This is a genomic window from Klebsiella sp. D5A (assembly GCF_001620885.1).
Lineage (GTDB): Bacteria > Pseudomonadota > Gammaproteobacteria > Enterobacterales > Enterobacteriaceae > Klebsiella > Klebsiella variicola.
This window is the reverse complement of sequence record NZ_LOAR01000007.1, coordinates 145,290-163,469: the sequence shown is the minus strand read 5'-3', so window position 1 is coordinate 163,469 and position 18,180 is coordinate 145,290. Positions and strand designations below refer to the sequence as shown.

The window sequence follows — 18,180 nt, the reverse complement described above, 5'->3', positions numbered from 1 at the left end:
TAGTGTATTTCGCCGCCGGGCTGGCGAAAAAGTATCACTGCTCCTTTATAGGTACAGGAGTATAGCCGTAGGGTCAGTAAGGAAAATTGACGTGTTCGATTTTTTTATCGATATGTGCGGTTATTTATCAGTGATATTTATGCATTCAGGTTAACGATAGATTAATGGCATGTAATCTGCCGGGGATTGCACAAAATTTGTTTCACTCGCCGGTTGCGAGTAGACTTCGTGCCCTTAATTTGCAATCGGAGAAAGTACCATGAGCGAGACGGCAACCTGGCAGCCGAGCGCACCCATTCCCAATCTGTTGAAACGCGCGGCGGTGATGGCGGAAATCCGCCGTTTCTTTACCGATCGCGGCGTGCTGGAGGTGGAGACGCCTTGCATGAGTCAGGCGACGGTAACGGATATTCATTTGTTCCCGTTCGAAACCCGTTTCGTCGGCCCGGGCCATTCACAGGGACTCAATCTGTACCTGATGACCAGTCCGGAATACCATATGAAGCGCCTGCTGGCGGCGGGCTGCGGTCCGGTTTTCCAGTTGTGTCGCAGCTTTCGTAATGAAGAGATGGGCCGGCATCACAACCCGGAATTCACCATGCTGGAGTGGTATCGTCCGTGCTATGACATGTATCGCCTGATCAACGAGGTGGACGACCTGCTGCAGCAGGTTCTGGAGTGTCAGCCAGCGGAAAGCCTCTCCTATCAGCAGGCGTTCCAGCGTCATCTGGATATTGATCCGCTCTCTGCTGATAAAACGCAGTTGCGTGAAGTCGCGGCGAAGCTGGATTTAAGCAATATCGCCGATACTGAAGAAGATCGCGACACGCTGCTGCAACTGTTGTTCACCATGGGCGTGGAGCCGCACATCGGCAAAGATCGGCCGACGTTTATCTATCATTTCCCGGCCACCCAGGCCTCGTTAGCGCAGATCAGCCCGGAAGATCATCGGGTCGCTGAGCGCTTCGAGGTTTACTACAAAGGTATTGAGCTGGCGAATGGTTTCCACGAGCTGACCGATGCCCGCGAACAGCGTCTGCGATTCGAGCAGGACAACCGCAAACGCGCCGCGCGCGGCCTTCCGCAGCAGCCTATCGATAACAACCTGCTGGCGGCACTAGAGGCGGGCCTGCCGGACTGCTCCGGCGTGGCGCTGGGCGTTGACCGTGTGGTGATGCTGGCGCTGGGTGCCGAAAGCATCGGCGAGGTGATCGCCTTTACGGTCGACCGCGCCTGATGGCGCTGTCACCTCCTGCCGCCTTAGAGCGGGGGAGGTGACAGACCCGCCCTGACCGATCCTCCCTCACGCTATCCCGGTTTTCGCCCGAATACCCACAATCTCCTTCCGTGCTTTTGCTACTATCCGCGCTCATTTTTTGAGGCCAGGCGTTGCCTGTTGGGTGATGCCCACGTTTGGATAGATTTATGCATCAACAATTCAAGAAGATGAGCCTGATTGGGCTGATTCTGATGATCTTCACTTCGGTGTTTGGCTTTGCCAACAGCCCGTCGGCGTTTTATCTGATGGGCTACAGCGCGATGCCGTTTTATCTTTTTTCCGCCCTCTTTTTCTTTATTCCGTTCGCGCTGATGATGGCGGAGATGGGATCGGCTTATCGTCGCGAAGAGGGCGGGATCTATTCCTGGATGAACCACAGCGTCGGGCCGCGCTTTGCTTTCATCGGCACCTTTATGTGGTTTGCGTCGTACGTGGTGTGGATGGTGAGTACGGCGGCTAAAATTTGGGTGCCGTTATCCACCTTTTTGTTTGGCGCGGACAAAACCCAGACCTGGGCGCTGGCTAGCCTGACCCCGACGCAGACGGTGGGCATTCTGGCAGCCTGCTGGATGGGTGTCGTGACCTTTATTGCCGTCAAAGGGATCAATAAAATCGCCAAAATCACCGCCGTCGGCGGCATCGCGGTGATGGGGCTTAACCTGGTGCTACTGCTGGTGAGTGGGGCGATCCTCCTGCTCAACGGCGGCCATTTCGCCCAACCGTTAAACTTCACCCTTTCACCTAATCCCGGGTATCAGTCGGGCATGGCGATGCTGTCGTTTGTGGTATTTGCCATCTTTGCCTATGGCGGAATTGAGGCGGTCGGCGGCTTAGTGGATAAGACTGATAAGCCGGAAAAGAACTTTGCCAAAGGTATTATCATCGCGGCGATCGTTATCTCGGTCGGTTACTCGCTGGCGATTGTGCTGTGGGGCGTGAGCGCCAACTGGCAGCAGGTGCTTGGCGCGCGTTCGACCAACCTCGGCAACATCACCTATGTGCTGATGACCAGCCTTGGGACGACGCTCGGCCAGGCTCTGCACCTGACGCCAGAGTCGGCGGCCCTGACCGGAGTCTGGTTCGCCCGTATTACGGGCCTGTCGATGTTTCTCGCTTACACCGGCGCGTTCTTCACCCTCAGCTATTCTCCCCTGAAAGCGATTATCCAGGGCACGCCAAAAGCGCTCTGGCCGTCGGTGATGACCCGTCTCAACGTCAACGGCATGCCCGCCGCGGCGATGTGGCTGCAGTGTCTGCTGGTCGGGGTGTTTATCGTACTGGTATCGTTCGGTGGGGATAGCGCTTCCGCGTTTTATAACAAGCTGACGCTGATGGCCAATGTCTCCATGACCTTGCCCTATCTATTCCTGACCATCGCCTTCCCGTTCTTCAAGGCGAAAATGCATCTTGACCGGCCGTTCGTGATCTTCAAAAACCGTTCGTCGACGCTGCTGGCGACCGGCGTGGTGCTGCTGGTGGTGACCTTCGCCAATATCTTCACCATTATCCAACCCGTCATCGACAGCGGGGACTGGAACAGTACCCTGTGGATGGTCGGTGGGCCGATCTTCTTCTCACTGCTGGCGCTGGGGATCTACGAAAGCTACCGTCGGCGCATGGCGTCCGGCGCGCTGGTGATGGAGAGTTAAAGAACCTGCCCGGCGGTGCCGCCGGGCAGGGGATGGTTTACAGGCTACCAGCCGTACGGCGGCTGGTTTTTCCGGCCGAGGTCATGGTTTTACTGCTTTGCCTGCCGTCGATACTTTCCAGACGCATCTGGAACGGAGGGAACGGCATATCAATGCCATGCTCGCGGAAGCCCGCCAGGATCAGCTGATGCATCTCATGGCGCAGCGGCATGCGATGCCCCATCTCCGCGGCAAAAATACGCAGCTCGAAAATCTGGATCCCCTGCTGCAGGTCGACGAGAAACGCTTCCGGCGCCGGGGTATCGATGACCAGCGAGCAGCGATGCGCCGCGGCAATGAGAATTTTCGTGACCTCGTCGGTATCGGCATCCACGGGTGCCGGCACCGTCAGCACCACGCGGGTGACTGAGTCTGACAGCGACCAGTTGATAAACTGTTCGGTGATGAACGCCTTGTTCGGCACGATAATCTCTTTCCGGTCCCAGTCACTGATGGTGGTCGCACGGGTATTAATGCGGGTGACGCTGCCCGTCAGGTCGCGAATGGTGACTGTATCGCCGATGCGGATCGGCTTCTCAAACAGGATAATCAGGCCGGAGATAAAGTTGGCGAAGATCTCCTGCAGGCCAAACCCGAGACCCACACCCAGCGCGGCGACCAGCCACTGCAGCTTCGACCACTCAATACCGATCATCGAGAAGCCCACCAGCCCGCCGACGAGCATCAGCAGATATTTGGTGATGGTGGTGATGGCGTAGCCGGTGCCGGGCGTTAAATCGAGATGCTGGAGGATCGCCAGCTCCAGCAGCGCGGGCAGGTTGCGCACCAGCTGAGTGGTGATGATCAGCACCAGAATGGCAATCAACACCGCGCCAAGCGTGATCGGCTCAAGGCTTTCCACCCCTTGTACCGTCGAGGTCACGTCCCACAGCGAGATATTCTCAAGGAAGCCAAACGCCGAGTGAATTTCCGACCACAGCACGATGACCGACAGCAGCGCGATCAGCATCAGCAAGGAACGCACAAGCCGCAGCGACTGGGTACTGATGGCATCGAGATCGACCTCGCTGACCTCCGTCTCCACCGACCCCTCCGGACTGCTGACGTGAACGGGCTCATCTTCGCCGCGGGCGCGCTGGGCGAGAATTTCCGCGCGACGGTGGCGGGCCCGGTCGAAGGCCAGCCGGCGGCGCTGGATCAGCATCCAGCGGCGGATGATGTGATAGACCACCAGCAGCAGGAACCAGATGGCGACCGAGGTTTCCAGACGCGCAAGCAGCGCCTGGGCGGTGGCGAGGTAGCCGACGGCGGCCGCCAGCATGGCCACCAGCGGGGCGCCAAGCATCAGGTTCCACAGCAGGCGGTTCACCATATTGTCGCCATTCCCCTCTTTATCCAGATAGAGCGGAATACCGGCGTGCTTAAGGCTCAGGGTAACCACCGCCAGCGCGCCGCAGATCAACAGGAAGCACAGGCGGCCCAGCGAAGCGGAGAACTCGCGGTCGTTAAGATTATCAAACATGATCAGCGCCATAATCAGCGGCACAATCAGCCCGATGCTCATCAGGTAGTAGCGCATCGCTTTCGCCACGCGGTTACGCGGCCAGCCGAAGTGGGCGATAAACAGCCCGTTTGGCCGGGCGAAGGTGGCGCAGATCATCACCACCCACAGCAAAGGCACGGTCGCCGTGACCCCATCGCCTATCGCCACCGCCAGCGGGAAGGGCCAGGCGGACTGCAGGCCATAGCCGAGCGTCATCCACAGCACCGGCAGCGGCGAGGCCACCAGTATCGACCAGAAGACCGTGCGCAGCGTCAGCCAGAAGTGATCCTGGGTGACTTTCCCCACCCGGGCGCTGGAGCGCTCAAGGAAGCGGGTGAAATGGCGTCGGGAGCTGATGCTAAAGCCAACCAGCAGCAGGGCGGCAAACAGCGGCAGCAAGGTCTCTTTGCTGGTGAGCATCATCGCGCTGGCTTTGCCCAGCTCGCTGATGGTATCCAGGGAGATCAGACGCCGTAGATCCTGGACAATCTCCAGCGGCCAGGAGAAGCCGATGGGGCTGACGTCCGAAGTCCAGAACAGATAGCGGTGGGTCGCTTCGTTGATCTCTTTCAGCGCGTCTTCCAGCTGGCCGTTGGCGACCTTCAGCTTAGTGAGCTCCAGCATCAGAGTATCGCCGCCGCGCAGCAGCGAGTTCAGCAGCTCGTTCTGCGTGCGCAGCTGCGCCTGCAGGATCTTGTTCTGCTCGCTGGTCAGCGGTTGGCCGTCGGCCTGACGGATCTGCCGCAGCTGTGGTTGCTTACTGAGTAAATCTTCAAAGCGCAGACGCTGCACGCGCAACTGTGCCATTTCCGTATCCAGCTGCTGTGGGCGAGGGCGTTCCGGCAGTCGCGCCACCTGGGCGCGTAAGGCTTCACCCAGCAGGTTGGAAGAGCCCAGCCACTGCGATTGCTCGCGCAGGGTGTTTAACGCCTGGCGCACCTGCAGCGTTTGATTCGTCGCCTGCCGCTGCTGGGAGGCCACCAGATCCATGCGCTGCGCCTGCTGGTTCAGCGCCTGGGAGAGCTCCCGGTTGACCTTGAACTGCGCGGTGATGTCCGGCGGCAGGTTTTCACTGTTCTCCGCCAGCAGTTCGGTGCTCTCCAGCGCCTTTTCCGCCTCCCGCTGGCGCTGGCTGTTCTGTAAATTGCGCAGCGCCTGCAGATAGGCATCCAGTTGTTCGCTCTGCTTTTGCGCCAGCTCGGAACGGGCGCGCGACAGCTCCTGGCGGTTGTTGGCGGAAAGCTGGGCGAGGTCGAGTTCATCCACCAGCGCCTTCAGGCGCGCCGATTCCGCCTGCAGGGCAAGATTCTGCGCCTGGGCGAGAGCATTGTTGCCGGTTTGCGTGCCGATGCGGCGCTCAACCTCATTGAGCTGACGACGGGCATCGGTTTGCTGTTGCGGCAGCTGGTTCAGGGAGTCGGCGATTTCACGCGCGCGATCCTGCTCCTGCTGCGCCTGGCGGCTCGATTCCAGCAGCTGGCTGCTGACCTGCAGGATCTCCTGGTTCAGCGCATCGGCGGTCAGGCCGGTTGGCACCTGGCGCGGTTCTTCGCTCAGATTGTTGAGCTGGGAGCGCAGGCTTTGAAACAGTTTGGGGAAATTATCGATAACGTCCTGATACTGACGGGCGCGCTCGAGGGACGATTTTTGCTCCTCAAGCGCGTTCAGCGCGGACTGCAGAACTTCAACGGTTTCAGGCTGGGCGGGCTTTGCCGCCTTCGCCTGTTCCAGTTCCTGGGTTATCTGTTTAGCATCCGGGGCTGTCGCAGCGTACGCCCCGAAACTGAGGCTCAAGGTCAACAGGAAAGTGTATATCAGGCGCACGGCATAACCCTTTTTGCTGAAGAATTAACCTTGGTCTTGTGTATCGTCAACCAGCGGGCTGGCGCGGTGTTCGGCGCGGATCTCTTCTTCCGGTAACGGCGCGGCTTCAGCAGCGGTGCTGGCTTCCACGGCGGTCGCCAGCGGTTGGCCGATTTTAGTCACGGACAGGCTTTGCAGCGAGTCGACCAGCTTCACCTGGCCCGGGGCAAACAGGTTGATCACGGTGGAACCCAGTTTGAAGCGGCCCATCTCCTGGCCTTTCAGCAGGGCGACGGAGCCTTCGCTGTCGCCAGCGGGCCAGGTCCAGCGTTTAATAATGCCTTCGCGCGGCGGGGTCACGGTGCCGGACCACACGGTCTCGATGCTGCCGACGATAGTCGCGCCCACCAGAATTTGCGCCATCGGGCCAAACTCAGTATCAAACAGGCAGATGACGCGCTCGTTACGGGCGAACAGGTTAGGCACATTCTGCGCCGTCAGATGGTTAACCGAGAACAGGTCGCCAGGGACGTAGATCATTTCGCGCAGGATGCCGTTGCACGGCATGTGCACGCGGTGATAGTCGCGCGGCGACAGATAGGTGGTGGCGAAGCTGCCGTTACGGAACAGGTCGGCCATTTGATAGTTGCCGGCCAGCAGGGCTTCCAGGCTGTAGTCATGACCTTTGGCCTGCAGGATTTTATCGTCTTCAATGGCGCCAAGCTGGCTGATCACGCCGTCTGCCGGCATCACCAGCACGTTGGGATCGGTATTCAGCGGGCGAACGTCGTCGCGCAGCGGACGCACAAAGAAATCGTTGAAGGTGCGATAAGCCGCGGTATCCGGCTTCTGCGCCTCTTTCATATCGACCTTGTAGTATTTCACGAACAGATCGATGACCAGCTTCGTCAGCCAACCTGCGCGTTTGCTCGCACCCCAGCCTGCGAGGCGGGTGAGCCACAGTTTAGGCAGAATGTATTGCAGTGAAAGTTTAAGATCGTTTAACAAAGTAGCCTCCAGGCCATGATATGTCGTTCAGGACCCCGCCCGCGGGCGGGGTCCTGAAAAAAGGGGACGATTCTATACGTAAACCTCGCCAAATGGCATCCGCGTTAGTCGCAGTTTGACCGCGTCCTGGCAGAGCCTGACGTGATGCTCAGCTTAATGATCAGTCATCGGACGAGGAAAAGTTTTTACGCGTTTTTACCTGTACCTGCTCCATGCTTTCGAGGATGCGGTGGTAGTTCTCAAAACGGCTTTCGGCGATCTTGCCGTTCTCTACCGCTTCGCGAAGCGCACAGCCAGGATCGTTATCGTGTTTACAGTCGCGGTATTTGCAATGGCCTAAATAATCATGGAATTCGACAAAGCCATGGGTGATTTGTTCCGCTTCCAGATGCCAGAGGCCAAATTCACGAACGCCCGGCGAATCAATCACATCGCCGCCGTGCGGGAAGTGGTAGAGGCGCGCCGCGGTGGTGGTGTGCTGGCCTAAGCCGGAAACGTCCGAGACATCATTGGTGAGGATTTGATCCTCATTCAGCCCCAGCAGGGCATTCAGCAGACTCGATTTACCGACCCCGGACTGCCCGGCGAAAATGCTGATGCGGTCGGTCAGGGCCGCTTCCAGCGGCTTGAGACCGTCCTGAGTCCGGCTGGAGACCATGAGCACGCGGTAGCCGATATTGCGGTAGATGTCCATTTGCTCATTGACGAAGCGCAGGCCATCGTCATCCAGCAGATCGATTTTATTCAGGACGATCAACGGCTCGATATCCTGCGCCTCGCAGGCCACCAGATAGCGATCGATAATATTCAGCGACAGTTCAGGCAGGATCGCGGAAACCACCACGATCTGATCGATATTGGCGGCGATAGGCTTCACGCCGTCGTAAAAATCCGGACGCGTCAGGACGGAGGCGCGCTCGTGCACCGCTTCGACGATCCCTTTGACGTTTACGCCGTCGGCGGCGTCTTTACCCGGCCGCCAGACCACGCGGTCGCCGGTGACCAGCGAACGGATTGTCCGGCGAATGTTGCAGCGATGGACGCTACCGTCAGCGGATTCGACGTCGGCATGCATACCAAAGCGACTGATGACAATGCCTTCCGACGTTTCGCCAAACAGGTTGTCATCGTAGTCGGCCTTCTCCGCAGTGGTTTTCAGGCGGCGCTGGTGGTTGGCGTTGACGCGGCGCTGCTGGCCTTTGGAGAGTTTATTTTTACTCAATCGAACTGGCTCCTGGTCGCCCTGATGGGGCAAAACCTCTATGATACACGCTATTTTAGATGAATATAGTCACGCAAGAAGGGTGGAAAATAGCATGAGTGCAAATGAAAACAACCTCATTTGGATCGATCTTGAGATGACAGGGCTGGATCCGGAGCGCGATCGCATTATCGAAATCGCCACCCTGGTGACCGATGCCAACCTGAACATTTTGGCTGAAGGGCCGACCATCGCCGTGCATCAGTCGGATGCTCAGCTGGCATTAATGGACGAGTGGAATGTGCGGACGCATACCGGCAGCGGACTGGTGGATCGCGTGAAGGCCAGCGCCGTCAGCGAGCACGATGCCGAACTGGCGACCATTGAGTTTCTTAAGCAGTGGGTGCCGGCGGGCAAGTCGCCGATCTGCGGCAACAGCATCGGCCAGGATCGTCGCTTCCTGTTTAAGTACATGCCGCAACTGGAAGCCTATTTCCACTACCGCTATCTGGACGTCAGCACGCTGAAAGAGCTGGCTCGCCGCTGGAAGCCGGAAATTCTCGACGGCTTTAAAAAGCAGGGCACCCATCAGGCGATGGACGATATCCGCGAGTCGGTTGCCGAGCTGGCCTACTATCGCGAGCATTTCATTAAGCTGTAAACCAATACCGGGCCTGGTGCGGCCCGGTACATCTTTCTGATTATTTAAACCACTTTTGCTGCATCTGCTGGAAGTCAGGCGTCGCCATGACCGCGGTCAGGGCATCGTTGATGGCATTCAGCAACTCCGGATCGTCTTTGCGCACCGCAATCGCATACTGCTTACCGTAATAAGCCGGGTCGGTGGCCCGCTCATCCATGATGGCGTAGTCAGGGTTCTCTTGTTGCCAGGCGTCAAGGGTGGCGAAGTCGCTCATGACGCCGGTTATTTCGCCGGCTTTCAGCGCGGCTAAAGCGCTGGCGACGTCGTCGTAAGGGATCGCCTGCACGGCCTTCTGCTTATCGCGCAGATAGTGCTGGTGCAGCGTGCCTTTCACCACGCCGATTTTTTTGGCTTTCAAATCGGCAAAGGTATGGGCGACATCTTTATTGACGATCACCACCCCGGAGAGGGCCTGGCGATAGGGGCGGCTAAAGGCGACCTGCTTCTCGCGCATTGGGATCACTTCCATACCGGCAATCACCGCATCAAACTTCTTAAAGCGCAATGCCGGGATCAGGGTATCGAAACGCTGCGCCGTAAACTGGCACTGCGCCTGCATCTGCTGGCACAGGGCGTGAGCGAGATCGATATCGAAGCCGACGGGCTGATTTTTGCCGTTGGTGGTGACAAACGGCGGATTGGCCGTGGTAGTGCCAAAATGGAGCGTCTCGGCTGACGCGGTTCCGATGGCCAGCGTGCTCAGCAGCAGGACGGTGAGGACTTTTCTCATGCTAATTCCCTGTTTGGCGTCGTGGTGGCCACGTTATACGTCGCGCCACCGCACTATGATGCGAGCGATTTTGCGTCATTCAGCCGGGCGGAAAAAGCAATTTTGCCCGTTATGACGCTTATTTATACAATTCAGCGGCGTGGGTGGCGAGAAAATGTTCATTTAAACAAAAAACGCAAAAAAGTGATCGTCAGGGGGTTGCAGGGGCATCGAATTCTCGTATAATGCGCCTCCCGTAACGACGCAGAAATGCAAATTACGACGCCATCAAAATATGGCAAAAAAAGCAGTAACGCGGGAATAGCTCAGTTGGTAGAGCACGACCTTGCCAAGGTCGGGGTCGCGAGTTCGAGTCTCGTTTCCCGCTCCAAAATTTGAAAGCACCATCCTGATCACAGGGTTTCAACTCGCAGATGCGAGGCGAAAGCCGAAGATTAAGCGGGAATAGCTCAGTTGGTAGAGCACGACCTTGCCAAGGTCGGGGTCGCGAGTTCGAGTCTCGTTTCCCGCTCCAAAATTTGAAAGACATACCACACCAGTCGCAGTATTCAGGTTGCTACACGGTAGCTTGAATGACGATGATTAAGCGGGAATAGCTCAGTTGGTAGAGCACGACCTTGCCAAGGTCGGGGTCGCGAGTTCGAGTCTCGTTTCCCGCTCCAAATTTTCTTCCATCTCTTATTTATCCACAGTGCAATCCAGCGCCGGGGATGATTTTCATTTGATATCCAGAAATACTGTGAACAGAGTTATCCACAGGTTGTCGTTCCGTCTTTGACGGCGTAAATGCTTCGCTTTGTAAATAGTATCTTTATATGTCATTGAAATTTAACAATTAAATTTCATTTCGAAATGTTAATCCGATCACTTGACCTCGGTCTGCGCCTTGAAACGCAATGTGTTTTAGATTTTATTCACAGCCTGTGAATGAATCAGGCGTCGCGCGGCAAGCCTTTCTCTACCACCCTGACCAGACGTAATTTTTTCGGCAGTTGTACTTCGACGGCGTCGGCGTTCCGCTTGTTTATTTGCTCAGCGATAGCCCATTCGATGTGCTCGTCGAGAAGCGGGTGCTCACCCCGGCGACTCTCCAGCGCGCGAAGATGGGCTTCATCCCAGGGCGCATTGCCCAGCGCGACGGCGATATTGCGCAGCCAGCGCAGGTGGCCAATGCGACGAATCGCCGACCCTTCGGTTACCTTCAGAAACCACGCTTCGCTCCAGGCGAACAGCTCCACCAGCGGTGGCGCATGCAACGCTTTGCGTGGACTGAAATCTTCTTCATCGGTGAGCTGTGAGAAACGGTTCCACGGACAGATCAACTGACAATCATCACAACCGTAAATACGGTTGCCGATAAGCGGACGGAACTCCTCCGGGATAGAGCCTTCCAGTTCAATGGTGAGATAGGAGATGCAGCGCCGGGCGTCGACGGTGTAGGGCTCAACGATGGCGCCGGTGGGGCAGATGGTCATGCAGGCGACGCAGCGTCCGCACTCCTCCGCAACCGGGCTGTCGACCGGTAGAGGCAGATCGATCAGCAGTTCGCCGAGGAAAAAGAATGATCCCGCGTCGCGGCTTAAGATAAGTGAGTGCTTACCTGTCCAGCCAAGGCCCGCTTTTTCTGCGATTGGCCGCTCCAGGATAGGCGCGGAATCGACAAAAGGTCTAAAATTGAGCGAAGCACACTGTTCCTGAATCTTCTCCCCCAGTTTTTTCAGGCGATTACGTAGCAGCTTATGATAATCACGCCCGAGGGCATAACGGCTGACGTAACCCAGTGCGGGATCTTTCAGGGTGCGGGCAAAGGCGGCGTTGGCGGGCAGATAGTTCATCCGCACGCTGATAACGCGTAACGTACCGGGCAGCAGTTCGTGGGGACGGGCGCGCATCATACCGTGACGGGCCATCCACTCCATTTCGCCGTGGTATTGTTTATCCAGCCATGCCTGCAGTTTGGGTTCACTGGCGCTGAGGTCGGTATCGGCGATACCCACCTGCTGGAACCCGAGCTCTGTGCCCCACTGTTTGATTTGTTGCGCTAACTGAACGAGATCGAGGGGCTGTGACATGATGGACCATACAATGACGAAAAACCCTGACAGTATACCATACAACATTTGGCCTGCGGAGGCGCTGCGCCTGGCCGAACGAGAGGCGGCGGACAGCCTGGGGCTGACGCTGTTCGAACTGATGCAGCGCGCGGGCGAGGCGGCCTTTCAGCTGGCCAGCCGCGCTTATCCCGCCAGCGCGCACTGGCTGATCCTCTGCGGACATGGCAACAACGGCGGCGACGGATATGTTGTCGCGCGTCTGGCACAGGCCGCGGGGCGGCGGGTGACGCTGCTGGCGGTAGAGAGTGACAGCCCGCTGCCGGAAGAGGCGCAGGCGGCGCGGGAGGCGTGGCTTAACGCCGGCGGCGTGATCCATGCGGCGACTATCCCGTGGCCCGACGATATCTCACTGATTATTGATGGCCTGCTCGGCACCGGTCTGCGCAGTGCGCCGCGCGATCCCGTCGCGGCGCTCATCCACCAGGCGAACCACCACCCGGCGCCGGTGGTGGCGCTGGATATCCCTTCCGGCCTGAATGCGCAGACCGGCGCGACCCCAGGTGCAGTGGTTCAGGCCGACCACACCCTGACCTTTATCGCCCTCAAACCCGGGCTGCTGACCGGCAAGGCGCGGGATGTCGTCGGGCATCTCCATCATCATGCCCTTGGGCTCGAGCGCTGGCTCGCCGGGCAAAGTACTCCCCTGACGCGGTTTTGCGCCGCCCACCTCGCCGACTGGCTGCCGCCGCGGCGGGCCACCTCCCATAAGGGCGATCACGGCAAGCTGGTGATTGTCGGCGGCGATCGCGGCACAGCAGGCGCTATCCGTATGTGCGGTGAAGCGGCCCTACGCAGCGGTGCAGGGCTGGTGCGAGTGCTTACTCACCCGGAGAACGTGGCGCCCATTGTCACCGTGCGGCCGGAATTAATGGTAGATGAACTGACGCCCCAGACCCTGAAAGCCGCGCTGGAATGGGCTGATGTGGTGGCGATTGGCCCGGGTCTGGGACAGCGCGAATGGGGGCGCAGCGCCCTGCGCACGGTGGAAAGTTTTAACAAACCGATGGTCTGGGACGCTGACGCGCTGAACCTGCTGGCATTCAATCCCGATAAACGTCACAATCGCGTGTTAACGCCGCACCCCGGCGAAGCGGCCCGTCTGCTGAACGTTAGCGTGGCAGAAATTGAAAGCGATCGCTTACTTTCTGCGCAGCGTCTGGTAAAACGGTATGGTGGCGTGGTTGTGCTGAAAGGCGCAGGCACGGTGGTGGCCAGTGAAAGCGGGGCGATGGGCATTATCGATGCCGGCAATGCCGGGATGGCCAGCGGCGGGATGGGCGATGTGCTTACCGGCATTATTGCCGCATTGTTAGGACAGCACCTGACGCCGTATGATGCAGCCTGTGCCGGGTGCGTCGCTCATGGCGATGCCGCCGACCGGGTGGCCGCTCGCGAGGGCACCCGCGGTATGCTGGCGACCGATCTCTTTTCCACGCTCAGGCGTGTTGTTAACCCGGATGTGATTGACGTAGACCATGATTAACCGAGTGATTCCTTTACCCGATGAGCAGGCCACGCTGGCCCTTGGCGACCGCATCGCGCAGGCCTGTACCGGCGCCACCGTGATTTATCTGTATGGTGATTTAGGCGCGGGGAAAACGACCTTCAGCCGCGGCTTTTTGCAGGCGCTCGGTCACCGCGGCAATGTCAAAAGCCCAACCTATACCCTGGTGGAGCCGTATACCCTCGAGAATCTGATGGTATATCACTTCGATCTCTACCGACTGGCGGATCCTGAGGAGCTCGAATTTATGGGGATCCGTGATTATTTTGCCGACGATGCCATCTGCCTGGTGGAATGGCCGCAGCAAGGCGCAGGTGTCCTGCCTGACCCGGATGTTGAAATTCACCTTGATTACCAGGCACAAGGGCGTGAGGCGCGTATTACCGCGATCTCCTCACGGGGTGAATCTTTACTGGCGCGTTTAGCCATTTAGCCTGAAGGATGACGGGATGAAGTATCGCATAACCACCTGGCTTGCCGCTGCGCTAATGCTCTCGAGTCTTCACGCCACTGCGGCGAGTTTATCCGATATCCAGGTCTCCAACGGAGACCAGCAGGCCCGTATTACCCTAAGTTTTGTCGGTGAGCCGGAGTACTCCTTTACCCCACAGGGTAAACGTCTGGTCGCGCTGGATATCAAGCAGACCGGCGTATTGCAGGGACTACCGCTGCAGTTTAGCGGCAGCAACCTGGTGAAGAGTATTCGCGCCGGTACGCCGCAGGATACGCAGACGCTGCGTCTGCTGGTGGATTTGACGGAAGATGGTAAAACGCGAGCGGTGAAGCAGCAGAACGGGGCGAATTACACGGTGGTCTTTACCATCAACGCCGACGCACCGCCGCCACCGCCACCGCCGCCTGTGGTGGTGAAACGGGCTGACCCGCCGCCGGTGATGCCTTCCCGGACGGCGACGTCAGGGCGTAACCCGTTCAGCTCGTCGGGTCATGAACGGCAGACGGCGATGACCTCCTCCCAGCCGGCGATGACCAACAATCAGACCGTGACTCGCCCGGCGGCCCGTACGGTGTCGGCGGATGATAAGGTGATTATCGCCATCGATGCCGGACACGGCGGTCAGGATCCTGGCGCGATTGGTCCGAATGGCACCAAAGAGAAGAACGTCACTATCGCTATCGCGCGCAAGCTGCGGGCGTTACTGAACGCCGATCCGCAGTTTAAGCCGGTGCTGACCCGCGACGGAGATTACTTTATTTCGGTGATGGGCCGCTCTGACGTAGCGCGTAAGCAAAACGCCAACTTCCTCGTCTCTATCCATGCTGATGCCGCGCCAAACCGCGATGCGACCGGCGCCTCGGTGTGGGTGCTCTCGAACCGTCGCGCCAACAGCGAAATGGCCGGTTGGCTCGAGCAGCATGAGAAGCAGTCTGAACTGCTCGGCGGGGCAGGCGACGTGCTGGCGAACAGCCAGGCCGACCCCTACCTGAGCCAGGCGGTGCTGGATCTGCAGTTCGGTCATTCCCAGCGCGTCGGCTACGATGTGGCGACCAACGTGCTGAGCCAGCTGCAGCGCATTGGCAACCTGCACAAACGCCGCCCGGAGCATGCCAGCCTCGGTGTATTGCGCTCGCCGGATATCCCGTCGATCCTCGTGGAAACGGGCTTTATCAGTAACAACGGTGAAGAGCGGCTGCTGGGGAGCGATGATTACCAGGAGCAGATTGCGGAGGCGATTTATAACGGCCTGCGCAACTACTTTATGCAGCATCCGCTGCAGTCGGCGCCTCGCGGCGAGGCGGCGCAGACCGCCAGCGCCGCAGCGCCAGGCGGGATGTTGATTAACTAAGGAGCAGGGGATGCCGATTCAGGTTCTGCCGCCGCAGCTCGCCAACCAGATTGCCGCCGGCGAAGTGGTGGAGCGGCCCGCGTCGGTGGTGAAAGAGCTGGTTGAGAACAGCCTTGATGCTGGCGCTACGCGGATTGACATTGATATCGAACGCGGCGGCGCGAAGCTCATTCGCATCCGCGATAACGGCAGTGGCATCAAAAAAGACGAGCTGGCGTTGGCCCTGGCCCGTCATGCGACCAGCAAGATCGCCTCGCTTGACGATCTGGAGGCGATTATCAGCCTCGGCTTTCGCGGCGAAGCGCTGGCCAGTATCAGTTCCGTCGCTCGCCTGACGCTGACTTCGCGTACCGCGGAGCAGCAAGAGGCATGGCAGGCCTATGCTGAAGGTCGAGACCAGGCGGTAACGGTGAAACCGGCGGCGCATCCGATTGGCACCACGCTGGAAGTGCTGGATCTATTTTACAACACCCCCGCGCGGCGCAAATTTATGCGCACCGAAAAAACCGAGTTCGGCCACATTGACGAGGTGGTGCGCCGCATTGCGCTGGCGCGCTTCGACGTCACCATTAACCTCAACCATAACGGTAAGGTGATACGACAGTATCGGGCAGTGGCGCAGGATGGCCAGCGGGAGCGGCGGCTGGGAACCATTTGCGGCGCCGCTTTTCTCGAACATGCGCTGGCGATCGAGTGGCAGCATGGCGATCTGACCCTGCGCGGCTGGGTTGCCGATCCGCTCCATACCACCCCGGCACTGGCGGAAATTCAGTACTGTTACGTCAACGGCCGGATGATGCGCGACCGGCTGATCAATCATGCTATCCGCCAGGCCTGTGAAGACAAGCTGGGCGCCGATCAGCAGCCGGCGTTTGTGCTGTATCTGGAGATCGATCCCCATCAGGTGGATGTGAACGTCCATCCGGCCAAGCATGAGGTGCGTTTCCATCAGTCTCGCCTGGTGCATGACTTTATCTACCAGGGCGTACTGAGCGTGCTGCAGCAACAGCTTGATGCGCCGCTGGCGGAAAAAGACGACCCGCCGACGCCGCGCCAGATGCCGGAGAATCGCATCGCCGCAGGCGGCAACCAGTTTGCTCGGCCGTCGGAAGCGCGTGAAGCGGCAACCCGATTCAGCATCACATCGTCGCGTGAGCCGGCTGCCTCCGGCGGCAGTTCTGGCGGCGCGAGCTGGCCGCATGCGCAGCCCGGTTACCAGAAGCAGCAGGGCGCGCTTTATCGTCAGTTGCTCGACACGCCCGCCGCTCCGCGACCCGCGCAGCCGTCCGCCGCCCCGGCGGAACTGGCTGGTCACAGTCAGAGTTTTGGCAGAGTGCTGACGATTGTCGGCGGCGATTGCGCGCTGCTGGAGCGCGAGGGCAGTCTGGCGCTGCTGTCGTTGACCGTTGCCGAGCGCTGGCTGCGCCAGGCGCAGTTGACGCCGGGTACGGAAGCGGTATGTGCTCAGCCGCTGCTGATCCCGCTGCGGTTAAAAGTCACGGAAGGGGAGAAGCGGGCGCTGGCCGCTGCGCAGTCGGCGCTGACGCAGTTGGGGATCGAGCTTCATACCGATGCCCTGCACGTGACGGTGCGCGCGGTCCCTTTACCCTTAAGACAACAAAATTTACAAATCTTGATTCCTGAACTGATAGGCTACCTGGCGCAGCAAAACGCATTCGACGTCGGCAACATCGCCCAATGGATGGCGCGTAATCTGACGAGCGAACAGGCGTCATGGAATATGGCGCAGGCGATTGCGCTGCTGGCGGACGTCGAACGTCTTTGCCCGCAGCTGGTGAAAACGCCGCCGGGTGGCCTGTTACAACCTGTAGATCTCCATTCGGCGATGAATGCCCTGAAAGATGAATGATGTAACCGAGGCGAGCCTGCCCAAGGCAATTTTTTTAATGGGCCCGACGGCCTCAGGTAAAACCGCGCTGGCGATAGCCTTACGTAAAGTTTTGCCAGTAGAGTTGATTAGTGTTGATTCCGCCCTCATTTATCGGGGAATGGATATTGGCACTGCCAAACCGGATGCCGCGGAGCTTAGCGCTGCGCCGCACCGGCTGCTGGATATTTTGGATCCCGCAGAAGCTTATTCCGCGGCTGATTTTCGCCGCGACGCGCTGGCGGCGATGGCCGATATTGTCGCCGCCGGGCGTATTCCGCTGTTAGTCGGCGGAACGATGTTGTATTTCAAAGCGTTGCTGGAAGGATTGTCGCCCTTACCGTCGGCTGACCCAGAGGTCAGAGCGCGGATTGAGCAGCAGGCCGCAGAGCAGGGGTGGAACGCGTTACATCAGCAATTACAGGAAATTGATCCCGTGGCTGCTGCGCGTATTCATCCAAATGATCCGCAAAGGCTTTCCCGGGCACTGGAAGTTTTTTTCATTTCGGGTAAAACTTTAACGGAACTGACGCAAACGTCAGGAGACGCTCTGCCATATCAGGTGCATCAGTTCGCCATCGCCCCGGCGAGCCGTGAACTGCTCCATCAACGCATAGAACAGCGTTTTCATCAGATGTTAGCTTCAGGTTTTGAAGCAGAAGTACGGGCGCTTTTTGCCCGCGGAGATTTGCATACGGATATGCCTTCCATCCGTTGTGTTGGATACCGCCAGATGTGGTCATACCTCAATGGCGAGATCCCTTATGATGAGATGGTTTATCGAGGTGTTTGCGCCACGAGACAGTTAGCCAAACGTCAGGTCACCTGGCTGCGCGGTTGGGAAGGTGTGCACTGGTTAGACAGTGAACAACCTGAACAAGCGCTCAACAAAGTATTACAGGTTGTTGGTGCGAGCCAGAACTGAACGTGTACAATTGAACGGTATCGTGCGT

13 protein-coding genes and 3 tRNA genes are annotated in these 18,180 nt (G+C 58.6%); 11 read left to right on the top strand and 5 right to left on the bottom strand.

The window, feature by feature from the left end; translation table 11 throughout:
• Positions 1–259: 259 nt before the first annotated feature.
• Together epmA and yjeM are read left to right on the top strand one after the other, a co-directional pair.
• Positions 260–1,237 (top strand): elongation factor P--(R)-beta-lysine ligase, encoded by a 978-nt coding sequence (epmA, locus tag AS136_RS12050; RefSeq protein ID WP_008807206.1) that lies wholly within the window; start codon positions 260–262, stop codon positions 1,235–1,237.
• Positions 1,238–1,425: 188 nt separating this feature from the next.
• On the top strand, positions 1,426–2,928 hold the full coding sequence (gene yjeM / locus AS136_RS12045; protein WP_012969119.1) for a glutamate/gamma-aminobutyrate family transporter YjeM: 1,503 nt from the start codon (positions 1,426–1,428) through the stop codon (positions 2,926–2,928).
• A gap of 37 nt (positions 2,929–2,965) precedes the next feature.
• Here the strand turns inward: yjeM and mscM are convergent, their stop codons facing one another.
• From mscM to rsgA, 3 genes are all read right to left on the bottom strand, one after another.
• On the bottom strand, positions 2,966–6,295 hold the full coding sequence (gene mscM / locus AS136_RS12040; protein WP_023323498.1) for a miniconductance mechanosensitive channel MscM: 3,330 nt from the start codon (positions 6,293–6,295) through the stop codon (positions 2,966–2,968).
• A 24-nt stretch (positions 6,296–6,319) separates the two neighbouring features.
• Positions 6,320–7,282, bottom strand: coding sequence for an archaetidylserine decarboxylase (gene asd / locus AS136_RS12035; RefSeq protein WP_023323499.1), 963 nt, complete (start codon positions 7,280–7,282; stop codon positions 6,320–6,322).
• 160 nt (positions 7,283–7,442) lie between these two features.
• Positions 7,443–8,504: a small ribosomal subunit biogenesis GTPase RsgA gene (rsgA, locus tag AS136_RS12030; protein WP_008807202.1), complete on the bottom strand. Its 1,062-nt coding sequence runs from the start codon at positions 8,502–8,504 to the stop codon at positions 7,443–7,445.
• Positions 8,505–8,598: 94 nt separating this feature from the next.
• Between rsgA and orn the strand changes: the two genes are divergently transcribed.
• Positions 8,599–9,144, top strand: a complete 546-nt coding sequence (orn, locus tag AS136_RS12025) for an oligoribonuclease (RefSeq protein ID WP_004206435.1) — start codon at positions 8,599–8,601, stop codon at positions 9,142–9,144.
• Between the two features lie 40 nt (positions 9,145–9,184).
• Here the strand turns inward: orn and AS136_RS12020 are convergent, their stop codons facing one another.
• The gene (locus AS136_RS12020; RefSeq protein ID WP_012543116.1) at positions 9,185–9,916 is read right to left on the bottom strand and encodes a transporter substrate-binding domain-containing protein; all 732 of its coding nucleotides are present in this window, start codon (positions 9,914–9,916) and stop codon (positions 9,185–9,187) included.
• 294 nt (positions 9,917–10,210) lie between these two features.
• Between AS136_RS12020 and AS136_RS12015 the strand changes: the two genes are divergently transcribed.
• From AS136_RS12015 to AS136_RS12005, 3 genes are all read left to right on the top strand, one after another.
• Positions 10,211–10,286: transfer RNA gene (locus tag AS136_RS12015), tRNA-Gly, on the top strand.
• 68 nt (positions 10,287–10,354) lie between these two features.
• Positions 10,355–10,430, top strand: a tRNA-Gly gene (locus AS136_RS12010).
• A 72-nt stretch (positions 10,431–10,502) separates the two neighbouring features.
• Positions 10,503–10,578 (top strand) — tRNA-Gly (locus tag AS136_RS12005).
• A gap of 270 nt (positions 10,579–10,848) precedes the next feature.
• Here AS136_RS12005 and queG read toward each other — a convergent pair.
• A complete protein-coding gene (gene queG, locus AS136_RS12000) occupies positions 10,849–11,988 on the bottom strand; it encodes a tRNA epoxyqueuosine(34) reductase QueG (RefSeq protein WP_008807198.1) in 1,140 nt (379 codons plus the stop codon).
• 13 nt (positions 11,989–12,001) lie between these two features.
• Between queG and nnr the strand changes: the two genes are divergently transcribed.
• The 5 genes from nnr to miaA are packed head-to-tail and all read left to right on the top strand — an operon-like array spanning position 12,002 to position 18,152.
• Positions 12,002–13,513: a bifunctional ADP-dependent NAD(P)H-hydrate dehydratase/NAD(P)H-hydrate epimerase gene (nnr, locus tag AS136_RS11995; protein ID WP_023323501.1), complete on the top strand. Its 1,512-nt coding sequence runs from the start codon at positions 12,002–12,004 to the stop codon at positions 13,511–13,513.
• Positions 13,506–13,967: a tRNA (adenosine(37)-N6)-threonylcarbamoyltransferase complex ATPase subunit type 1 TsaE gene (gene tsaE / locus AS136_RS11990; protein ID WP_012543113.1), complete on the top strand. Its 462-nt coding sequence runs from the start codon at positions 13,506–13,508 to the stop codon at positions 13,965–13,967. The genes nnr and tsaE overlap by 8 nt, the downstream gene beginning before the upstream one ends.
• 16 nt (positions 13,968–13,983) lie before the next feature.
• Complete coding sequence (gene amiB, locus AS136_RS11985; protein ID WP_008807196.1) at positions 13,984–15,339, top strand: N-acetylmuramoyl-L-alanine amidase AmiB; 1,356 nt, start codon at positions 13,984–13,986, stop codon at positions 15,337–15,339.
• A 10-nt stretch (positions 15,340–15,349) separates the two neighbouring features.
• Positions 15,350–17,209 (top strand): DNA mismatch repair endonuclease MutL, encoded by a 1,860-nt coding sequence (gene mutL, locus AS136_RS11980; protein WP_023323502.1) that lies wholly within the window; start codon positions 15,350–15,352, stop codon positions 17,207–17,209.
• On the top strand, positions 17,202–18,152 hold the full coding sequence (gene miaA / locus AS136_RS11975) for a tRNA (adenosine(37)-N6)-dimethylallyltransferase MiaA (RefSeq protein ID WP_002885652.1): 951 nt from the start codon (positions 17,202–17,204) through the stop codon (positions 18,150–18,152). Before mutL ends, miaA begins: the two co-directional genes overlap by 8 nt.
• The last annotated feature ends 28 nt before the right edge of the window (positions 18,153–18,180 follow it).